The sequence below is a fragment of the Halalkalibacterium halodurans genome (assembly GCF_005671335.1).
Lineage (GTDB): Bacteria > Bacillota > Bacilli > Bacillales > Bacillaceae_D > Halalkalibacterium > Halalkalibacterium halodurans.
Map to the genome: position 1 here is coordinate 357,094 of NZ_CP040441.1, position 17,830 is coordinate 374,923.

General features: G+C 40.6%; 12 protein-coding genes, 1 pseudogene and 3 CRISPR repeat arrays (1 of these 16 cut by a window edge). Of the genes and pseudogenes, 9 read left to right on the plus strand and 4 right to left on the minus strand.

Annotated features, from left to right (window positions below; all coding sequences use genetic code 11):
* Positions 1 to 123 precede the first annotated feature (123 nt).
* The 3 genes and pseudogenes from FED51_RS01865 to FED51_RS01875 form a co-directional block, all read right to left on the minus strand.
* Positions 124 to 681 carry a hypothetical protein gene (locus FED51_RS01865; RefSeq protein ID WP_010896504.1) on the minus strand — a complete coding sequence of 186 codons (558 nt, stop codon included), beginning with the start codon at positions 679 to 681 and terminating at the stop codon, positions 124 to 126.
* Between the two features lie 255 nt (positions 682 to 936).
* Positions 937 to 1,143, minus strand: a pseudogene (locus tag FED51_RS01870) (helix-turn-helix domain-containing protein); the annotation flags it as partial.
* 355 nt (positions 1,144 to 1,498) lie between these two features.
* Positions 1,499 to 2,071, minus strand: coding sequence for a hypothetical protein (locus tag FED51_RS01875; RefSeq protein WP_138090146.1), 573 nt, complete (start codon positions 2,069 to 2,071; stop codon positions 1,499 to 1,501).
* 495 nt (positions 2,072 to 2,566) lie between these two features.
* Between FED51_RS01875 and FED51_RS01880 the strand changes: the two genes are divergently transcribed.
* The 9 genes from FED51_RS01880 to cas6 all read left to right on the plus strand — a co-directional run bounded on the left by FED51_RS01880 (position 2,567) and on the right by cas6 (position 15,421).
* Positions 2,567 to 4,204: an IS1182 family transposase gene (locus FED51_RS01880; protein WP_138091072.1), complete on the plus strand. Its 1,638-nt coding sequence runs from the start codon at positions 2,567 to 2,569 to the stop codon at positions 4,202 to 4,204.
* 401 nt (positions 4,205 to 4,605) lie between these two features.
* Positions 4,606 to 5,355, plus strand: coding sequence for an aminoglycoside phosphotransferase family protein (locus tag FED51_RS01885; protein WP_138090148.1), 750 nt, complete (start codon positions 4,606 to 4,608; stop codon positions 5,353 to 5,355).
* Positions 5,356 to 5,646: 291 nt separating this feature from the next.
* Positions 5,647 to 7,268: a CRISPR direct-repeat array (repeat unit 32 nt; unit sequence GTCGCACTCTATATGAGTGCGTGGATTGAAAT).
* Between the two features lie 658 nt (positions 7,269 to 7,926).
* A complete protein-coding gene (locus tag FED51_RS01890) occupies positions 7,927 to 8,772 on the plus strand; it encodes a DUF6602 domain-containing protein (protein WP_138090150.1) in 846 nt (281 codons plus the stop codon).
* Positions 8,772 to 10,796 carry a Cas10/Cmr2 second palm domain-containing protein gene (locus FED51_RS01895; protein ID WP_138090152.1) on the plus strand — a complete coding sequence of 675 codons (2,025 nt, stop codon included), beginning with the start codon at positions 8,772 to 8,774 and terminating at the stop codon, positions 10,794 to 10,796. The genes FED51_RS01890 and FED51_RS01895 overlap by 1 nt, the downstream gene beginning before the upstream one ends.
* A 65-nt stretch (positions 10,797 to 10,861) precedes the next feature.
* Positions 10,862 to 11,906, plus strand: a protein-coding gene (locus tag FED51_RS01900) for an IS630 family transposase (RefSeq protein ID WP_138090154.1) whose coding sequence is annotated in 2 segments (ribosomal slippage) — positions 10,862 to 11,359 and positions 11,361 to 11,906 — 1,044 coding nt in all. Because the reading frame shifts where the segments join, the coding sequence is not laid out codon by codon here.
* 98 nt (positions 11,907 to 12,004) lie between these two features.
* Positions 12,005 to 12,730 (plus strand): RAMP superfamily CRISPR-associated protein, encoded by a 726-nt coding sequence (locus tag FED51_RS01905; RefSeq protein WP_218973205.1) that lies wholly within the window; start codon positions 12,005 to 12,007, stop codon positions 12,728 to 12,730.
* Position 12,731: 1 nt separating this feature from the next.
* The gene (locus FED51_RS01910; RefSeq protein WP_138090156.1) at positions 12,732 to 13,748 is read left to right on the plus strand and encodes a hypothetical protein; all 1,017 of its coding nucleotides are present in this window, start codon (positions 12,732 to 12,734) and stop codon (positions 13,746 to 13,748) included.
* Positions 13,726 to 14,553: a hypothetical protein gene (locus FED51_RS01915; RefSeq protein WP_138090159.1), complete on the plus strand. Its 828-nt coding sequence runs from the start codon at positions 13,726 to 13,728 to the stop codon at positions 14,551 to 14,553. The genes FED51_RS01910 and FED51_RS01915 overlap by 23 nt, the downstream gene beginning before the upstream one ends.
* Complete coding sequence (gene cas6, locus FED51_RS01920) at positions 14,546 to 15,421, plus strand: CRISPR system precrRNA processing endoribonuclease RAMP protein Cas6 (protein WP_138090162.1); 876 nt, start codon at positions 14,546 to 14,548, stop codon at positions 15,419 to 15,421. The genes FED51_RS01915 and cas6 overlap by 8 nt, the downstream gene beginning before the upstream one ends.
* A gap of 211 nt (positions 15,422 to 15,632) precedes the next feature.
* Positions 15,633 to 16,191: direct repeats of the CRISPR family, unit length 32 nt; unit sequence GTCGCACTCTATATGAGTGCGTGGATTGAAAT.
* A gap of 67 nt (positions 16,192 to 16,258) precedes the next feature.
* Here cas6 and FED51_RS01925 read toward each other — a convergent pair.
* A protein-coding gene (locus FED51_RS01925) for an IS3-like element IS655 family transposase (RefSeq protein WP_134228893.1) occupies positions 16,259 to 17,370 on the minus strand; the annotation gives its coding sequence in 2 pieces (ribosomal slippage) (positions 16,259 to 17,121 and positions 17,121 to 17,370; 1,113 coding nt in all).
* A gap of 79 nt (positions 17,371 to 17,449) precedes the next feature.
* A CRISPR array of direct repeats spans positions 17,450 to 17,830; the repeat unit is 32 nt; unit sequence GTCGCACTCTATATGAGTGCGTGGATTGAAAT (it continues 119 nt past the right edge of the window).

The window sequence follows — 17,830 nt, forward strand, 5'->3', positions numbered from 1 at the left end:
CTGCGTGCATTTTTTTTGCCCTCTTTTGTGCAAAAACCCCAACATTTATTGTAGAGCCGTAATAAAAGAAACCGCCCCTCACTAGGTAGAGACGGTGATTTTCCAATTCTTTTGTATAGTTGTTTAATCCAAGAAACCAAACATCTCTAAATTTTCCAAGTACCATTGGAAATATTCATCCTCTGGATCTTCCTTATAAGTTAGGAGGCCAGCCTCAATTTCCCCTGCGATGATTAACGCATTAATATAACGGCCAATCTTTTCACATTCGCGTACAATGAATTCGGTGACATGTTTACCGTCCTTACTTTCAAGAATTACATTGACCCTTCGGCCTTCATGTTCATCGATGTTAATATGGGTTAGAATGTGGTCTTCCTTTGTTTTTAATTGATTAAAATCAAACGGATTTAAACGGTTGTCGATTATTTCCTCCCGGTGCTCCTTTTTTTCTGCTGCTGAGTACCATTTGTTTAAGATCACCGGGTCATCAATGACAAAGCACTTGTAAATATAATTTTCATCCAAGTGATCGTGAAACTTTAACTTAATCATGTATTCATTTGGGATTTCTCTTGCTTTAAATTTTGAGATCAGGATTCGTTCCACATCATCTCGAGTAAAAACAAGCTGCTTTTTTCGACGTAGGTACTTTTTAAATAACTTGTGATAATCTTTCAAAGTATTCCATACCTCCTATTTAACTGGGGGTCCATAAAAAGCATGGGAAGCTGGCTTCTTGTCACCTGCGTGCCAATGCCAATATCGTCCTTTCCTTGGATTTAATCAACCTTCCGTAATAACTCATAAGTTTCTACGAAAGAATCAAAGCTGGCTTCCTTTCCAAAAGGAAGGTCCTTGCAAAAAGAATAAAACTCCTCTGCTGCTTTCTTAGCCGCTTTTTTAAGCTCTACATAGGGGATATCCTTATAATGCCTTTGGTTGACAGCCTTTACGGCGTTCGACGTATCTTTCATGAGCCACTTCACTAACATATTCTTTTGTACGATTACGCTTTAATTCTCTAGCAATCGTGGAATGGTGGCGATTGAGTTCTTTAGCGATTTGACGAGTCGACCAGCCCAACTTTTGAAGGGTTTCTAGTCGTCCACGTTCAAACGTGGTAAGATGGGAGTAGCTCATGATAAACCTCCGTGTAAGGGTTGTGTGGTAACTTCATTTTACACGAAGGATCATGGGCTTTTTGTGTTTATTTTTAGGTGTCGCACTTAATATTACAATTCGTCATCTAAAATAAAACTTGGGATTTACTCACAAAGGTTAACAGTGTATGTGCGAACCTGGGTCTGGTCTCCGGACGAGAAAAGCGGCCACGCCGGAAGTCTTGCCGTTTACCGAAGATTGTTGCAGACCCACACCCCTGTTCCAGGAGGGGCTAAAAACATGCAATCAGCCATTCGAGATTTTTTGGATAAGCATTATTAAAATCAGGATTTTTTAAAAAGAAGCACCTCTAAAAGGAGATGCTACTTCAGAATTAAAGACTATCAAAAGTACTAACATCAATACCAATAATGACGTGTACAGGAATTTTATATTCATCTAATGTTTGAAATTCATAGTGCTCAGGTTGTTTTAAAAAATCTAATTGATTATCCGTTAAGTCGTCTTTAAGTGTGAGTTCCTGTCTGACAGTTATTCGATTGTTATCTTTATCAAGCGAATCAATTAATGAGTGTCCATCTACAGGTTCGGGTAACTCGACCAAAGCTTCGCTAATTTCATCGTTTCCATCAAGATCAGCAAAATTATAATAGAAATTGTTGGCTGTGTTTTGGATTTTAGACAGCAATTCTTCTGTTAAAGCTATTTCCATACTTAAAGTTAGTTGATCCTCTTCTATGCTAATCAGCAATGTATCATTCTTTAGGTTTTCTCCATTAAAAGTATCTTGAAACTCCCTAATTGACTGATATTTCTCAGTAGAAGGTTCTTGTTCTTGAACGGTTTCTTTAGATTTTTCCGGTTCATTAGCTGAATCAGGTTCTGCTTGGCACCCGACTAGAATAATAGCAATCAATGAAATCAAAACATGAATTCTATACTTCATGATGTAACTCCCTTTTATTATTTGAGTTTTGTTTCGTCTTTATTTTCAGATTGAGATGAATTGTTAGCTAAAGATACATTCAGTGAGTAAAAGCGAACAAAGTAGTAAGAGCAACGAGAGACAACTTCATTTTTGAATTCTTTTTTATAATTTTCCCTCTTTTGAATTTGTTGGTGTTGATTAGTAAATATTACTATATAAAACATGTATTGTAAACCATCTTTTCATGAAAATAGAGTAAATAAATATATTTAAATAAGGTAATTTTGGAGAAGGGTTTACGACTTTTCAGAAAGGAAGTACCGGAGCTTAATTTTCACAAAATGATAGAAAGCAGGGGCTGTCCCATAAGTCAAAATGATTGACTTATGGGCAGCCCTTTTGAATACAAAAAAATCGCCCCGTTCGTTATAATGTAAGTACCCACACAAACAAAATAAGAAAACGGAGGCGATTCTTTTGAGTAACTCTATAGCTACTTTCATTCATTATAACATGGACCAATTAGTCCTTCCAATGGATTTTAGCGATCTCATCGCCGAAGACCATGTGGCGCGTGTGGTGAATGACATGGTGGAAATGGTGGATGAAGATCTCTTCTACGCCCCATACAAAGGTGGCGGCCGGAGTGCCTACCACCCAAAGATGATGACGAAAATCATTTTGTATGCCTACACGCAAAAATTATATTCGTGTCGCGACATTGCCAAGTCCCTGCGTGAACATCTTCCGATGATGTGGTTGGCCGCTCGTCAAACACCAGATTTCCGCACCATTAATCGTTTTCGCTCGGAACGAATGAAAGACATCATTGAGCCATTGTTTACGTCCCTCATTCAGTTACTGCTCGACCAAAACTACATCACCATGGACAACTACTTTCTCGATGGAACCAAAATCGAGGCGAATGCCAATCGATATACGTTTGTTTGGAAAAAGTCCGTCCAGAAGTATAAGGAGCGGCTACAGGACAAGCTCGAAGAATTATTCGCCCACATTGAAGAGACGATTGATTCCGATAACCAGCAGGTAGAGAATGATCAAGGGGAAAACAAGCGTGTGACTTCTGAACAGTTACGTGAAGCTGTCACTCAAGTGGAAAAACAGGCGAATCAAGCGGAACAAGCCCTTCATGACGAACAAGATCCGGTTCTGAAAAAAGAGAAAAAAGCGGAAGCTCGTCACTGGCGCCAATTACATAAGAAGTTAAACACAGACTATCTGCCACGCTTAGAAAGATACGAAGATCAATTAGCGACATTCGGTGATCGAAATAGTTTCTCCAAAACCGATCGAGATGCCACATTTATGCGTATGAAGGAAGATCATATGAAAAACGGTCAACTGAAACCCGGATATAATGTACAGGCAGGGACCGAAAATCAATTCATTGTCGGTTATTCCATTCATCAACGCCCAACAGATACTCGTTGTTTGATTCCACACCTTCGTATGCTTGAAGAACGCCAACTCCCCTTTCCAAAGAAGCTAATCGCAGACGCTGGTTATGGAAGTGAGCCCAACTATTTATATATCGCTGAAAACGAATGGGATGCCCTCATCCCTTATCATACGATGAGAAAAGAAGAAAGCCGGGTCTATCGGAACGACCCATGGAAGGTACAGAACTGGACGTATTTGGAACATGATGATACCTATATATGCCCAAATAACCGGAGAGTGACTTTTCGATACTACCGCAAACGAACGGATGCCTACGGATACGAACGAGACTTCAAAATATATGAATGTGAAGACTGTACCGGGTGTCCATTCAAGACGGATTGTACAAAAGCGAAAGGCAATCGCCAGATTCACTATAATCCGGTATATGAAGAAGGAAAATCAAAAATGAAACGAGCCCTTGATACGGAAGAAGGCGCAAAGACCTATCGAAAACGGAAAACAGAGGTCGAAAGCGTGTTCGGTCATATCAAGGGCAATCGGTCGTTCCGTCGTTTTCACCTTCGTGGCCTTGACAAGGTGAACATTGAGTTTGGGCTGATCGCAATCGCCCACAACTTCCTGAAACAGGCGAAGACCATCCGCCTGTTTCAGGAAGAGATAAACCGATCATCGGAGACAAAAAGCCTGAAGCGACTTATAAATGTCACTTCAGGCTTTTCTTTTTAAGGGCTTTTGAGACAGCCCCCTGCTGTTACACAAAGTTGTATAGGCTAGAAATCGGATTTACCTAGCTAAACGAACGAGTGTGAACCCTAAGGACACATAAAATCCCTAGAGAACCCACACCAAATAAAAAGTAAATTGTGTAAAAATATGTGTTAGAATTAAAAGGAACATAATGATTTTAATAAGAATAGAGAGAGAATTTTCCTAAGGGGAGGGTGAGATTCCCTTTTACTAGGTGATTTCCTAACTACGTCACAAAAAAATGTCGGATTCAGCTCGCTCAAACTTGTGAAAGCTGGAGATCGAAATCAGGTCAAAATGATTACAGCTTAATTGAAATTTTTGCCGATATGCTAATAATAGATTTTCTGGATTTTAAAACAAGACAGGGGAGTGAACGAATGGAGCTAGGCACACCTATTGCAGAGGGAAACACAGCAAAAATCTATCTTGTTGAAAACAGGATTGTAAAGGTGTTCAAGGATTATTTGCCCGATACAGAAGCAGCAAAGGAAGCAAGGAAACATAAATACGCCCATTCATGTGGACTGTCTGTGCCTGAAATTTTCGATGTCACTGAAGTCAATGGAAAACAAGCGATTATGATGGAATATATCAACGGGAAAACAATGGGAGAGATTTTATTCGAAAACAAGGAACAAGCAGAATATTACATGAGTATTTCCGTTGATATACAGCATCAAATTCATTCGAAAGTCGCTGATTCCCTTGAACCTATGTCTGAAAAATTAAGCCGTCAAATTAAGGCTGCTCCTGGATTGAGCAATAACCAGAGGTCAGCTTTATTAAAAAGATTAGAAACACTGTCCACCGACAACAGGCTTTGTCATGGAGATTTTCATTTGTACAACTTGATCATGACGAACAATAAAGTAACGATTATTGACTGGGTGGATGCCAGTGTGGGCGATATATGTGCTGACATTTGCCGTACGTACCTCTTATATTCCCAGTTTTCCGCAGAGCTAGCCGATATGTATTTACATCTTTCTTGCAAAAAAAGAGGTTTGTCTCAGGCTGATATTTTTCAGTGGTCACCAATTATAGCAGGAGCAAGACTGTCAGAAACGGTTATATCAGAAAAATCGGAACGTCTGATCGAAATAGTAAATCATCATTTTCCCCGCTAGCTTGTATGCAGGGGCTTCAAAAGAATGTCCGCTGTTTTTTGTTATGGGCTTTACAACGAAAGAAAATGACAGTGAGTATAATGCTGCTATTGATATCTAGCAAAAAAAGGTCACCTCCTTCTGGTGCGAACCCCAAGCGCACATAAAATCCCTAGGAGGTCCGCACCTGTTGATATGACTGGTTTTTTGGAGAAATGTATAGCGAATAATGCCAAATAATAGTAAACTAAAAATAGGTTCGCACCTTTGCTCACTGGAAGCCTTGTCTCGCAAGCCTTCCAACTGGGCGCTGTCGCACTCTATATGAGTGCGTGGATTGAAATTCACCTCATATCCAGTACCGCGCGTACTTTTGCCGTCGCACTCTATATGAGTGCGTGGATTGAAATACCATTTCGTCTCCATTCTAGATTCGTATTCTTCGTCGCACTCTATATGAGTGCGTGGATTGAAATTCATATAGTTGTATCTGGCTTTTATTCCTGGTCTCGTCGCACTCTATATGAGTGCGTGGATTGAAATTTTACCACACCGCTCGCAATATATCGGTTCATCGTCGCACTCTATATGAGTGCGTGGATTGAAATGTAAGCGGAAGAAGTTTGCTCTTTATGAGCGATCAGTCGCACTCTATATGAGTGCGTGGATTGAAATTATACTTAAGCGATAAGGAGGTAAATATATGTCGTCGCACTCTATATGAGTGCGTGGATTGAAATCCCACTGTATCGTTGAGGATAAATAACCATGTGGTCGCACTCTATATGAGTGCGTGGATTGAAATAGTCCTTCTACTTGTCCGTTCAGCTGCTCGATAGTCGCACTCTATATGAGTGCGTGGATTGAAATTTGTAATAGATCGCTATTGTGTTTACATGGTATTGTCGCACTCTATATGAGTGCGTGGATTGAAATAAAGATGAGAGAGAAGCAGCGCTGAGCTGTCATGTCGCACTCTATATGAGTGCGTGGATTGAAATTATGTTGTGTGGGGCAGATGACGGATCAAGTGTCCGTCGCACTCTATATGAGTGCGTGGATTGAAATCATTCCCCAGTTTTGAACGATAGGTTCAAACTACGTCGCACTCTATATGAGTGCGTGGATTGAAATCTTTCAAGGTAAACTGGACGGAGGGTACCACACCCGTCGCACTCTATATGAGTGCGTGGATTGAAATGAATCAAAGGCGCGCTAATCGAGCTTGACGGAACCGTCGCACTCTATATGAGTGCGTGGATTGAAATTTTGATGTCCTCGGCCAGTTTCGTCCAGTCTTCTGTCGCACTCTATATGAGTGCGTGGATTGAAATACGCGCTGAAACGCTCATCGATCAAAACGCGCAAGTCGCACTCTATATGAGTGCGTGGATTGAAATAAAATCGTTGTTGGGGCAAAACAAAAGCGTGCCATGTCGCACTCTATATGAGTGCGTGGATTGAAATTCAGCACGTTCAATCGTCGTCTGGATTGTGCTCGTCGCACTCTATATGAGTGCGTGGATTGAAATCATTTGCGGATGGTTGAAGCCGAAACACCTAGATGTCGCACTCTATATGAGTGCGTGGATTGAAATACTGTTAAGCACAGCATGAAGGCGAAAGGCAGCATTGTCGCACTCTATATGAGTGCGTGGATTGAAATAAGTGCTTAAGCGGTTGGCTTAATGTCAGATGTCCCTGTCGCACTCTATATGAGTGCGTGGATTGAAATTCGCGGTGGTACAAATACGCCTTATCCCACGGAGGTCGCACTCTATATGAGTGCGTGGATTGAAATAGATCACATCAAGCCAGCAAACGACGATGAGTGTGTCGCACTCTATATGAGTGCGTGGATTGAAATGGTCTCGCGATTGACGACGAGGAAAAGGGCGAGTTGTCGCACTCTATATGAGTGCGTGGATTGAAATCTTGCCATTCTCCTTCAAGTTTTATATATGGAGTCCGTCGCACTCTTCATGGTGCGTGGGAAATAATAGTGAGCGAGCGTGACATTTGGTTTCTGCAATGCTTCGATTTGGCTTATGCGGATTCAATAATCATGAAGAAGATGACCCTGAATCATTTCTGAGGTCATCTTTTTACTGTAAACCAACTTTTTAACTATCGAGTTTATAGTCTTAACATCAAATTTCCTATTATCTCAATTCGAGAATATCTATTTCCCCACTCCAACCGTTTAAATGGTTTTGCGGCATGCTAACACTGATGATCTACTGAAAAAATCGATGAGTTGATAAAAAATATAAATATATCGAAATACACTCTGGTTTAGATTCACTAGATAATATACTTTTTTAGGTAGTGTGTTGTACCGAAGCGTAGTGTTTACAATATAGTCAAAACTCAGATATTTCTTTTCTAATTAGTATCCATCATTTAGCAAATGCTTCGCTAAGCTTGTGAGACTTAGCGTGATTATAAAATACTAAGGTTTTAATAAGTAACTCTCTGATTATTATTTAATGTAGGACATTTAGTGGGTTTCTTTGGAAGGGTATAGGTTTGTCGATGTAGAATAATATCAAAATATCTTATTTTTGCAGTTTTTTGATGGAGGGGATAGAAATGACTAAAGAAAAACGTAAACAGAAGCTAGTGGCAAATGTGAAAGAGAACTACCGACAAGTAGAACAATCGATCGTGAACCAGCTCTATATGAAACATGATTTACATGGAACAAGCATTGGTTCTGCCCGTGAGGATATCTGGGCTCAGTTGTTTGAAATGATTATTCCCAAAAAATTTGTCATTGAACACTCCGTCTTTATCATTGATTCGGAAGGGAATGTCTCCAGTGAGGTTGATTTGGCTATACTTGATGAAACCTACACCCCTTATATTTTTCGTTACGGGCGTTTGAAGTTTATCCCGATTGAAGCGGTGGCTGTGGTGGTAGAATGCAAAAGTCAAAGTTTAGAAGGGATCACAAAATGGTGCGATAACTTAATGAAGCTAAAAACCGCAGATAATTCAATCACAAGAATAGCAAACCAAATCGCCATTGGCTCGGTTCCTACACAGAAATCGACATGCCCGATTCGCATTTTATGTACGCTGAAGTCGGAAGTGAACGAAGAGATTCAGCAAAACTTTGATTTTGTGCTCCTTGCTGTAAACGATGACATGGGAGGACGTATTGATATTGAGGATAATAGAGGAGGGAACTTGAAAGACTGGTTTAGAAAGCTTAATTTTCATGAAACGAACCCTGATAAAGAAATCTGTAACGAGAAACTCTTAACGGATATCAAGCTGAAAGACTACGAAGTGAAAGATGAAGATGATACACTTGTATCTTTGCTCACGTTTAATTTCCAATTGAATCAACTGTTAATGCTAATTAATAACCCTTTACTGTTCCCGCACCGCGCATATGCCAAACTATTTAATGCGGAAAGGATGGGTTCGTGATGGGCGACTATGTTGTTGCTGTATCGATTGATAAAGTACAGTCATTCCTTTACCATGTGCTGCAGGCGTATATCCAGGAAAATCAGGCCAACAGCGGGACACTTCGGGAAATCGTAAATTCATCGCAGTTGATCTCCGAGACGTTTTTTAGGGACATTGGAATCAAGGGAGAAGATGGCGAGTTTAACGATCATATTGATGAGCTATTGCTTGCATGTTCAGGCATGTGCATATTTACCACCTCGCTTGACCAAGAACAGATTACGAAAAAGCTGAACCAATTGTTCAGAAAGTATTATAAAACGTTCAAAGGCCAGCTGTTAATTAAACATGTTGTCTTTGAGAGGAAGCTTTCGACAAGCCAGGATAAACTAAGGGCAATTAAAGAGAGTAAAGACCGCCTTAGACAACCGAAGTGCCTGAATGAGATCATCACTAGTCATCGAGACTTGCTATTTCAGTTTTGTGGTGTCCCTAAGGGAAATGAACTTCGATTATCAATTGATCTAGATAAAATGTATCCGTCGTTTTCACGCGATATTAATGCGCTCTATTCCCAAGAAGAGGATGACAACGACAACCATTTTCGGATTGCTGTTATTAAGGCTGATTTAGACGGCATGGGGGCTTTGTTTGAACAACTTGGAGATTACAAGATATATAATGCAATCAGCCAATTATTGTCCAAATTCATAAGTCTGGATTATTTACATAAAATCACTGCGAAATATCAGGAGAAGGACAAGGACTTCAAGCTGTATCCATTATATATGGCTGGAGATGACATCTTCTTCGCGGTGACTGCTGCTCATTTATTGGGTGGTATCAATTTGTGCAAAGAAATTTTGCAGCAATTGAATGAAGAGATCAACAAATTAAGTGAACATTACATCACCCATTTGCCACAGCTTTCCTTGAGTGTAGGCATTGATTTTACCTTCAACCGTGAGCCAATTCGGTATTACTATGAGAGAGTACAACATCAATTGGATGAGGCTAAGGCTTGTTCACGAAACGACAAGGATAAGGTTGAAAAGTCCTCTTATATGAAGATTAGCATTAATAATTATATCTTCGAGGATTATGATGCAGAGAAGAAATCACAATGGGCTTATTTTAAAGATGATGTAGCTCTTTTGAAAGGAGCCATGGGAAAAGGCTTTGCTGCGCATCATTTTTTATACGGGTTGCTAAGCAAGATTAGCGACAAGACGATTGGTAGCAGTGACGTTAAATTCAGCAACGCCGTTCTGTATCATTTATTGCCAGAGCATTTGGAGAGCAGCAATAAAGATCTGAGAGAGTATGAATTATTGCTGATTGAAAAACTTCTGAGACAGGTGCTTGCCCCAAAAGAAGAACGTAGCTGCGGGAGAAAAGAAAATTCGAATGGAAAGAGGAATTCAGAAAAGGAATTGCGTTTTGGGTCTCGTCAACGTATTCGGTTAGAAAGATATGTGCGTATGCTACTGCTGTTTTCTGATCCACGTTTTGCGAATACAGGTGATAAAGTCGAGCCTAAATATTCTGATATCCGTAAGTTACGAGGAACTCTGTTCAATAAGCCGTTGAGGTATTTGTATCATCAGAATTTGTATGGTTCCTTGAAGAACGATAACACGATTAAAGAGTATGATATTCGCCAATTCCGTAATTTTTTTGCGATGTTTGATAGATATACAGCTCCTAATGGATCTAAGGTTGAGACTTACCGGAGGTTACAAATCTCCAGCTCCATGTTTCACCGCTTCAAAAAAATGGACAAGAGTCAAATCGGGACCGTTGCTGAGATGCTTCAATCAGTGAATGATCGGACGAAAGAAGATATTGAAGAACTGAAAGCTCAAAGGAAATTAGAAAAGAAAGCACCACCGGGGCTATTCTTTGATAAAGAAAGCTTTCGGAGTGTTGGAGATCGGACAAACCTTTGGACAGATGACTATATAGACTCCTTGCTTATTTTCTATCGTTTGAACGAGCTATCCATACTATACAAAACTTTATATCCATATAAGTTGAATTAAAGGATTACAATTACTCTCTGTTGAAATATAAGGGTAACACTTACCAATGAACGGAGAGGAACGAGATGACCCATTCACGTCAACATGAAATCGAAATCTTGCTTACAGCGATGAAAACGACCAAAGATAAACGAATGTATGAACGTTATCAAGCGATTTACTTTTATTTACAAGGCTATTCTAAAAAAGAAATCACAACCATGATTGGGCGTTCCGAAAAAACTATCTATAACTATGTGAATGCCTACGAAGAAAAGGGACTAGATGGCTTAACCATGGGACAATCACCTGGAGCGCCACGCAAATTAACACCCGAACAAGAACAGGAATTGGCTCAAGTGATTGCGACCAAACTTCCCGTAGATGTTGGCTTCCCAGCTAAGTATAATTGGACGTTAAAGATCATTGCTTCATTTATCGAGAAAAAATGGAACCAACCGTATACTCTTCGTGGTGTCTCTCGACTTTTACACGATTTAGGCCTTAGTTATACCAAACCGACTTATACGCTGGCAAAAGCTGACCCGTTGAAACAAAAAGAGTTTGTGGAAGAGACGTTCCCTGCCTATAAAAAAACTCTTAAATGAGGAGATTGACCATCTTCTCTTTCAAGATGAGTCGATGATTCGGGATTACCAAGCTCTTCAATACACATGGTTTTTAAAAGGCAAGCAACGAATCATTCCGACTTATGGAAAGCACCAGGGTGTCAAACTCATCGGTACACTTAATTATGAAACGGGAGATGTGCTTTGTGTAGAAGAAGAACGATACGATGCCGAAGCGTTTCTTCGTTTTCTTCAAAAGGTATTGAAACACTATCCGACCGGTAAGATTGTCATGGTGTTAGATAATGCCCGTATTCATCATGCGAAGCTGATTGAACCTTTTTTGCGTAACCACCAACATCGTTTAGAATTGGTTTTTTTACCACCTTACAGCCCTGAGTTAAATCTCATTGAAGGGTTATGGAAATGGCTCAAATCAGACGTAATTAATAACCTTTTTTATTCCTCTGTTAAAGAGATTCGAAGAAATGTGCAAGCTTTTATTCGTGAGTTAAATGACTCACCTAGAAAAGTTATTGATCGATTGTGCATTCGATTGTAAAAGATAAATTCAACTTATACAGATAAAAAGAAAAAAAATCAGACTAACAGAAATAAAAATCGGAACCAAAAAGATAGAGGACCGAAAGGGGATAAAAGATGAGCGTGAATACGATCCAGTTGAAAGTGACTACACTTTCTAATCTGTTTATAGGTGGTTCCCCGAGAACCTTTGAGATTGGCGGTATCGATCTGTTTACCGTCACTGATCATAATGGCAAGCCTTATATTCCGGCATCTTCTTTCAAAGGGAGCTTGAGAAGAATTGTGCGGGATCTAACTAAAAGTTCCGCAGAAGCGAAGCTGATAACGGAAGCTTACCAAGGTTATCTTGTCACCAAGCAAGAAGAAAACTTGCTCCGGATTGAAGAAATGAAAGAGAAGGATGAGCGGTTCCTAAGGGAAAGGGTTGAAAAACGTTTTGAAGAAGCAATCCATAAGGCATCAGCGGAGTACCTGTTTGGAGTGGACGGATTTAATCATACGCCGAAATTAATCTTTAATGACTTGCAACTAATAGGAACAGGAGATGTTGATCCATTCTCTATTGACTCTAAAAACTCGATAGAAGTGATTAGTGATTCCCATAAGGCTCCTGATGTAATCGCCAATCCACGAACCTATAAAACGGTTCGTCCAGGTGTAGAGTTTTCAGGGGAGATTCATTTTTATATGCTTGATCAATTAACAGTACCAATAGATGTTACAGCGAGATTTATAGAGAATGCTATCTATCAATTTAATGCTGGCGTATATCGTCTGGGCAATTCCGGAAGCCGTGGATATGGCAGAATACAGGTGGAAGTGAGCCGGGAGGGAGATTGATTTGACTGAAACTGTAACTGTAACCTATAAAGTAGAAATGTCACTGACGGGACGGCTTACACAGCTACCGGATTCTCAGAGAATATTTGGCGCGTTAATTTATCTGTATGCAGAGCGGTATTCCTCCGAGAGAGCAACGTTACTGGTTTCAAAGATTAGGGAAGGGGAGTTGTACTTTTCCTTGTCCAATATGATGCCTCGCGATTATTTGCCGCTGCCACAAACTTATTTACTGGACTCATTATCTGGACAGCCGTCCGATCAGTCTGATAGGAAGAAGGACAAGGGAACCTATAAGGAGATAAAGAAGCGCTCTTTCATGAAGTTGGCGGAGATTTTCAAGGCGATAGAGAATCCGAACCAAGCTGACTATCTGTATCCTTTTTCGTGTATAGAGTCTTCCCAACAGATTCACGCGGCGATTGACAGTCTCAGGTATGACATGCCAGGGCTGGATCCCAATTTGTACTCTGTCCCTGAAGTCAACGTCGTCGAAGTATTAGATGAAGGAAAAAAGGAGATCGTTACTGAATTTTCGTTTTACCTACGCGTTGACAAGTGTGAAGAGAGTGGTGAGTTTTGGAATGCCTTGATGCATGCACAAGAGAGCAGAAGACGCTTCTTTCTGGGAGCTAGAGCTTCGCAAGGCTTCAATACATTTATAGTGAATCGCATACAATCTTTTGAGTTTGGTGATTCAGGTCAGCAGCCAAATACCTATTTGAATCTGGGGATGCTTTTGCCTCAAGAGATTAATTTTAATCTCTCGTCACTAAAGCTTTTTACTTCGGAAAGGCGCCCTTATGATTCTGCAGGAGGATGGGATAAGGAGTTCTCTGGTCAGTTTATCAGCTTTATTGACGCAGGCAGCATTGTTTTTGTAAAGGAAGCTTTGAAAACAGCTGGCTGCTCGATTCAATCACCATTTAACTCGCGAGATATTGTGTTTGGGAATGCTTTTCTACTTCCAATAAACATTGATAGGAGGAAACAGCATGACGATCCATCCACCTCGTAAATATAATTATCGAATGAAAACTTACTCAACATTGGTTCTGTCTCCGAGGGATCACCAAGGTTTTTATAAAGCGGCAGGCGATTTCATACCAGAAGATTTGGAGAAGCAGGCTTCCGAGCATGTGAACAAGGAAAGAGTTAACATCATTTATCCATTTTATCAGTACGGGACTTATCCCCGATATGCGCCTGCAGAGACACAATATTATATTCCAGGTTCCTCTATTAAAGGAGCTTTACCAGATATCGGAACAGAGAAAGGTAAACCTTCATTGATGGTAGATGATATCAGAGTGAAGAGCGAGGATATTCAGCTATATCATTTGCAAAAAGTACAGAATATATCCAAAGAGGATACGCCAATTGAAGTCGCTGAGTTCTTCCCCAATGTTGCTGTTGAAATGCTTAGAGCGGACTCGGAGTATTCTGGAGAACTTTTTTATGTTGGGTCAAAATCAAACACAAAGCTAAAACATGAACCAGAGCTTTATTTTCGAGAGGCAGATCAAGCTACAAGAACCAAGCTTGAGCAACTGGTTCAAAGAATCAAGGGGATGTCCGATCAGGTGAAAAAGGAAGAGGATCAACTTATCTTAAGTGAATTGAGGAAAAACGTCCAAGCGATCTTGAATGAACCACAAGCCGACAGCAGCAATAATTTTCTGTTGATACTTGGCGGTTACAAAGGGCTTATGCTTTCAGCAATATCAATTAGAGATGACTATAACAGTGCGGTTTATCTTGATAAGACAAAGAGATTGCCTCATGGTCTGGTTCAATTAACATTGGAGCATAGCAGTGTATAATTCAGAGTTGTTTTCACTATCATATATGCCATTACTTATCCGATTAAAATGTTGCGAATCCGTGCGATTACCGCGTTATCTTGGCTCTACACTTCATGGTGTGATGGGATGGATACTATCCACAAATAATGAGACTTATAAATATGTTTTTGAAAATCGCAAATATGGAGGAGGAAAACAGGACATTGTAAATCCTTATATTTTGGAACCGCCCAGATTTCAAGAGATTTACAATGAAGGAGATATGCTTTGCTTTAAGTTTATTCTGTTAGGCAATGCCGTCAACTATACGAAAAGCGTGATCGATTCGTTGGTTAGCATTCCCTACTTCGAGCTTGGTGTGGAAAGAAAAAAATTTGAGCTTGTGGATATTTTGCAGGCGGACAGACTGGAGCCGATTTGGCACTCTGGCAAACTCCATATGGAACCAATCGCAACCAATATGCTTGCCTCTTGGGAGCAAAGAGGGATTTCCAGATGTTCTATTCATTTGATAACGCCGCTTCGTATACGACGAGGCGGGGAACTACTAAGAGAAATCGATTTTCCAACGATTATTCGAAGCATTACAAGGAGAATGGAGTCATTAACGAAGCGATATGGTGGATACGTGGATGATGATGAAGTATCCTATGTTTGCGAGTTATCGAATTCGGTAAAAACAACTTCTTCTGGCTTGTACTGGAGTGAGATGAGCCGATATTCGAATAGAAGAAAAAGGAAAATGGATTTTGGTGGCTTGCTTGGTGCGATGACATTTGAGGGAGATATGTATCACTTTGCTCCATGGTTATATGCCGCAAGTTGCCTGCATGTTGGTAGAAATGTTACCTTTGGCTGTGGTCAACTTGATGTTGTGTTTGGATAAATTTCGGGCTTCATAGTGTGTCTTTAAGTGAACATAAAACAGGTGCGAACCCCAAGCGCACATAATATCCCTAGGAGGTCCGCACCTGTTGATATGACTGGTTTTTTGGAGAAATGTATAGCGAATAATGCCAAATAATAGTAAACTAAAAATAGGTTCGCACCTTTGCCCAGTTGGAAGCCTTGTCCCGTAAGCCTTCCAACTGGGCGCTGTCGCACTCTATATGAGTGCGTGGATTGAAATTCGAAGCGACAGGGCCTATGTTAAACCTCGCAAGCGTCGCACTCTATATGAGTGCGTGGATTGAAATTGATAGGAGGTGATTGATCAACTCCTCGTTGTTGGTCGCACTCTATATGAGTGCGTGGATTGAAATCACTTATACTTGAGCAAGGCAAAAGTTGAAATGGTCGCACTCTATATGAGTGCGTGGATTGAAATCACTTATACTTGAGCAAGGCAAAAGTTGAAATGGTCGCACTCTATATGAGTGCGTGGATTGAAATCTAACCCAAGCGGGATTGTCTCCTGAACTCTCCCGTCGCACTCTATATGAGTGCGTGGATTGAAATCGTCATACACAATCACGCTATCCCCTTCGTCGAGTGTCGCACTCTATATGAGTGCGTGGATTGAAATTACTATTCACAACCACGCATCGTATATAATCAGGTCGCACTCTATATGAGTGCGTGGATTGAAATTTCCGTGGCGTGGAATTCAACTGTTGAACCTGCGTCGCACTCTATATGAGTGCGTGGATTGAAATATTGTTTTCCTCCTTATCAATCTTTCTGTTCCCGTGTCTGGAATGTCAACACTAAATCGGACAATTATTTAAAGGTTCATTAACTTGTATTCAGTCGGTGTTAAGTAATCTAATGATCCATGAATTCGAATAGTATTGAACCAGTGAACGTAGTCAAAAAGTTCAAGGTCAAGTTCCTGTTGGCTAGAAAAAACCGCACCACGAACGAACTCTGTTTTGATCGTCTTAAATGTGGCTTCTGCGACGGCGTTATCATAGGGCGTTCCTTTCTCACTCAATGAACGCTCAATGCCAAAGGTTTCTAATGCCTGATCGATAAGTTTGTTCTTAAACTCACTTCCTCTGTCCGTGTGGAATAATTCGAGGCGCTGAAGATTGTATTTAACCGATGCAAAGGCACGTTGAACTAACTCAGCACTTTTATGAGGACCTGCGCTGTAGCCAATAATTTCACGATTATATAAATCTACTAATACACAAATATAATGCCATTTCTGTTGAACACGTACGTAGGTTAGATCACTGACAACGACTTTCAGTTCTTGCTCCTGATTAAACTCCCGGTTTAGTGTATTCCCAATTTCTGATTCATTACAGCTTGTTTTTGCTGGTTTAAACTGAGCTACTGTATATTTGGAAACCAGGCCCTGCTCCTTCATAATCCGCCCAATACGGCGTCTTGATACAGTCCAGCCTTTCTTTCTTAGCTCAATTTTAATCTTTCTTTGGCCGTAGTTATCACGGCTGTTCTTAAAAATATCAACGATCAGTTCCGACAACTCTTCATCCTGGTCGTCTCGAATTTTTGCTTCATAATAGTACGTACTTCGGGCCATTTGCAGGACATCGCACATTGCTGATACCGAGTATTTGTGGCGGTTGTTCCGAATCACATCTACTTTCGTCCCATGATCAGCGCGGCTTGCTTTAAAATATCATTCTCCATGGCAAGCTTTTGATTCTCTTTCCGCAGCCGAATCAACTCTTCCTGTTCGGGTGTACGGTTGTCTTTTTCTTCAAAGGATCCACTGTTCTGGTGCTGCCGAACCCACTTATCAAAGGCAGAAGGCGTCAGCTCGTATTCTTTGATAATTTCTGCACGGGGCTTGCCAGAAACATGAAGTTGAACGATTTGATCCTTAAATTCTTTTGTATAGCTTCTTCTCGGACGCTTGGTCATGTTTGATTCTCCTCAGAGTTTATTTGAATCAAGTGTATATGACCTTAACGAAACTGTCCAACTAAGTGTAACCTATTCAGTCGCACTCTATATGAGTGCGTGGATTGAAATCTCGCTGATCTCTTCGTACTCAAGATCATCCATGGTCGCACTCTATATGAGTGCGTGGATTGAAATGGGACTTACCTTTTTTCAAACGATTGTGGTGTCTTGTCGCACTCTTTATGGGTGCGTGGATTGAAATTCTGAGTTTATTGACCGCCCTTGTCGCACGAGATCGGTCGCACTCTTATTGGGTGCGTGGATTGAAATGCGCTCTGTTTACTTTCACTTCTTTGAAAATCTCGGTCGCACTCTTTATGGGTGCGTGGATTGAAATTTTTGTTGTCACTAATTTTCCTTTGCGCCCACCGTCGCACTCTTTATGGGTGCGTGGATTGAAATTGCTTATTAGCGATTT

Excerpts from the sequence above, each read along its gene's own strand:
- FED51_RS01875 (WP_138090146.1), bottom strand. The coding sequence starts at position 2,071 with ATGAAGTATAGAATTCATGTTTTGATTTCATTGATTGCTATTATTCTA.
- FED51_RS01880 (WP_138091072.1), top strand. The coding sequence starts at position 2,567 with ATGGACCAATTAGTCCTTCCAATGGATTTTAGCGATCTCATCGCCGAA.
- FED51_RS01885 (WP_138090148.1), top strand. The coding sequence starts at position 4,606 with ATGGAGCTAGGCACACCTATTGCAGAGGGAAACACAGCAAAAATCTAT.
- FED51_RS01890 (WP_138090150.1), top strand. The coding sequence starts at position 7,927 with ATGACTAAAGAAAAACGTAAACAGAAGCTAGTGGCAAATGTGAAAGAG.
- FED51_RS01895 (WP_138090152.1), top strand. The coding sequence starts at position 8,772 with ATGGGCGACTATGTTGTTGCTGTATCGATTGATAAAGTACAGTCATTC.
- FED51_RS01905 (WP_218973205.1), top strand. The coding sequence starts at position 12,005 with ATGAGCGTGAATACGATCCAGTTGAAAGTGACTACACTTTCTAATCTG.
- FED51_RS01915 (WP_138090159.1), top strand. The coding sequence starts at position 13,726 with ATGACGATCCATCCACCTCGTAAATATAATTATCGAATGAAAACTTAC.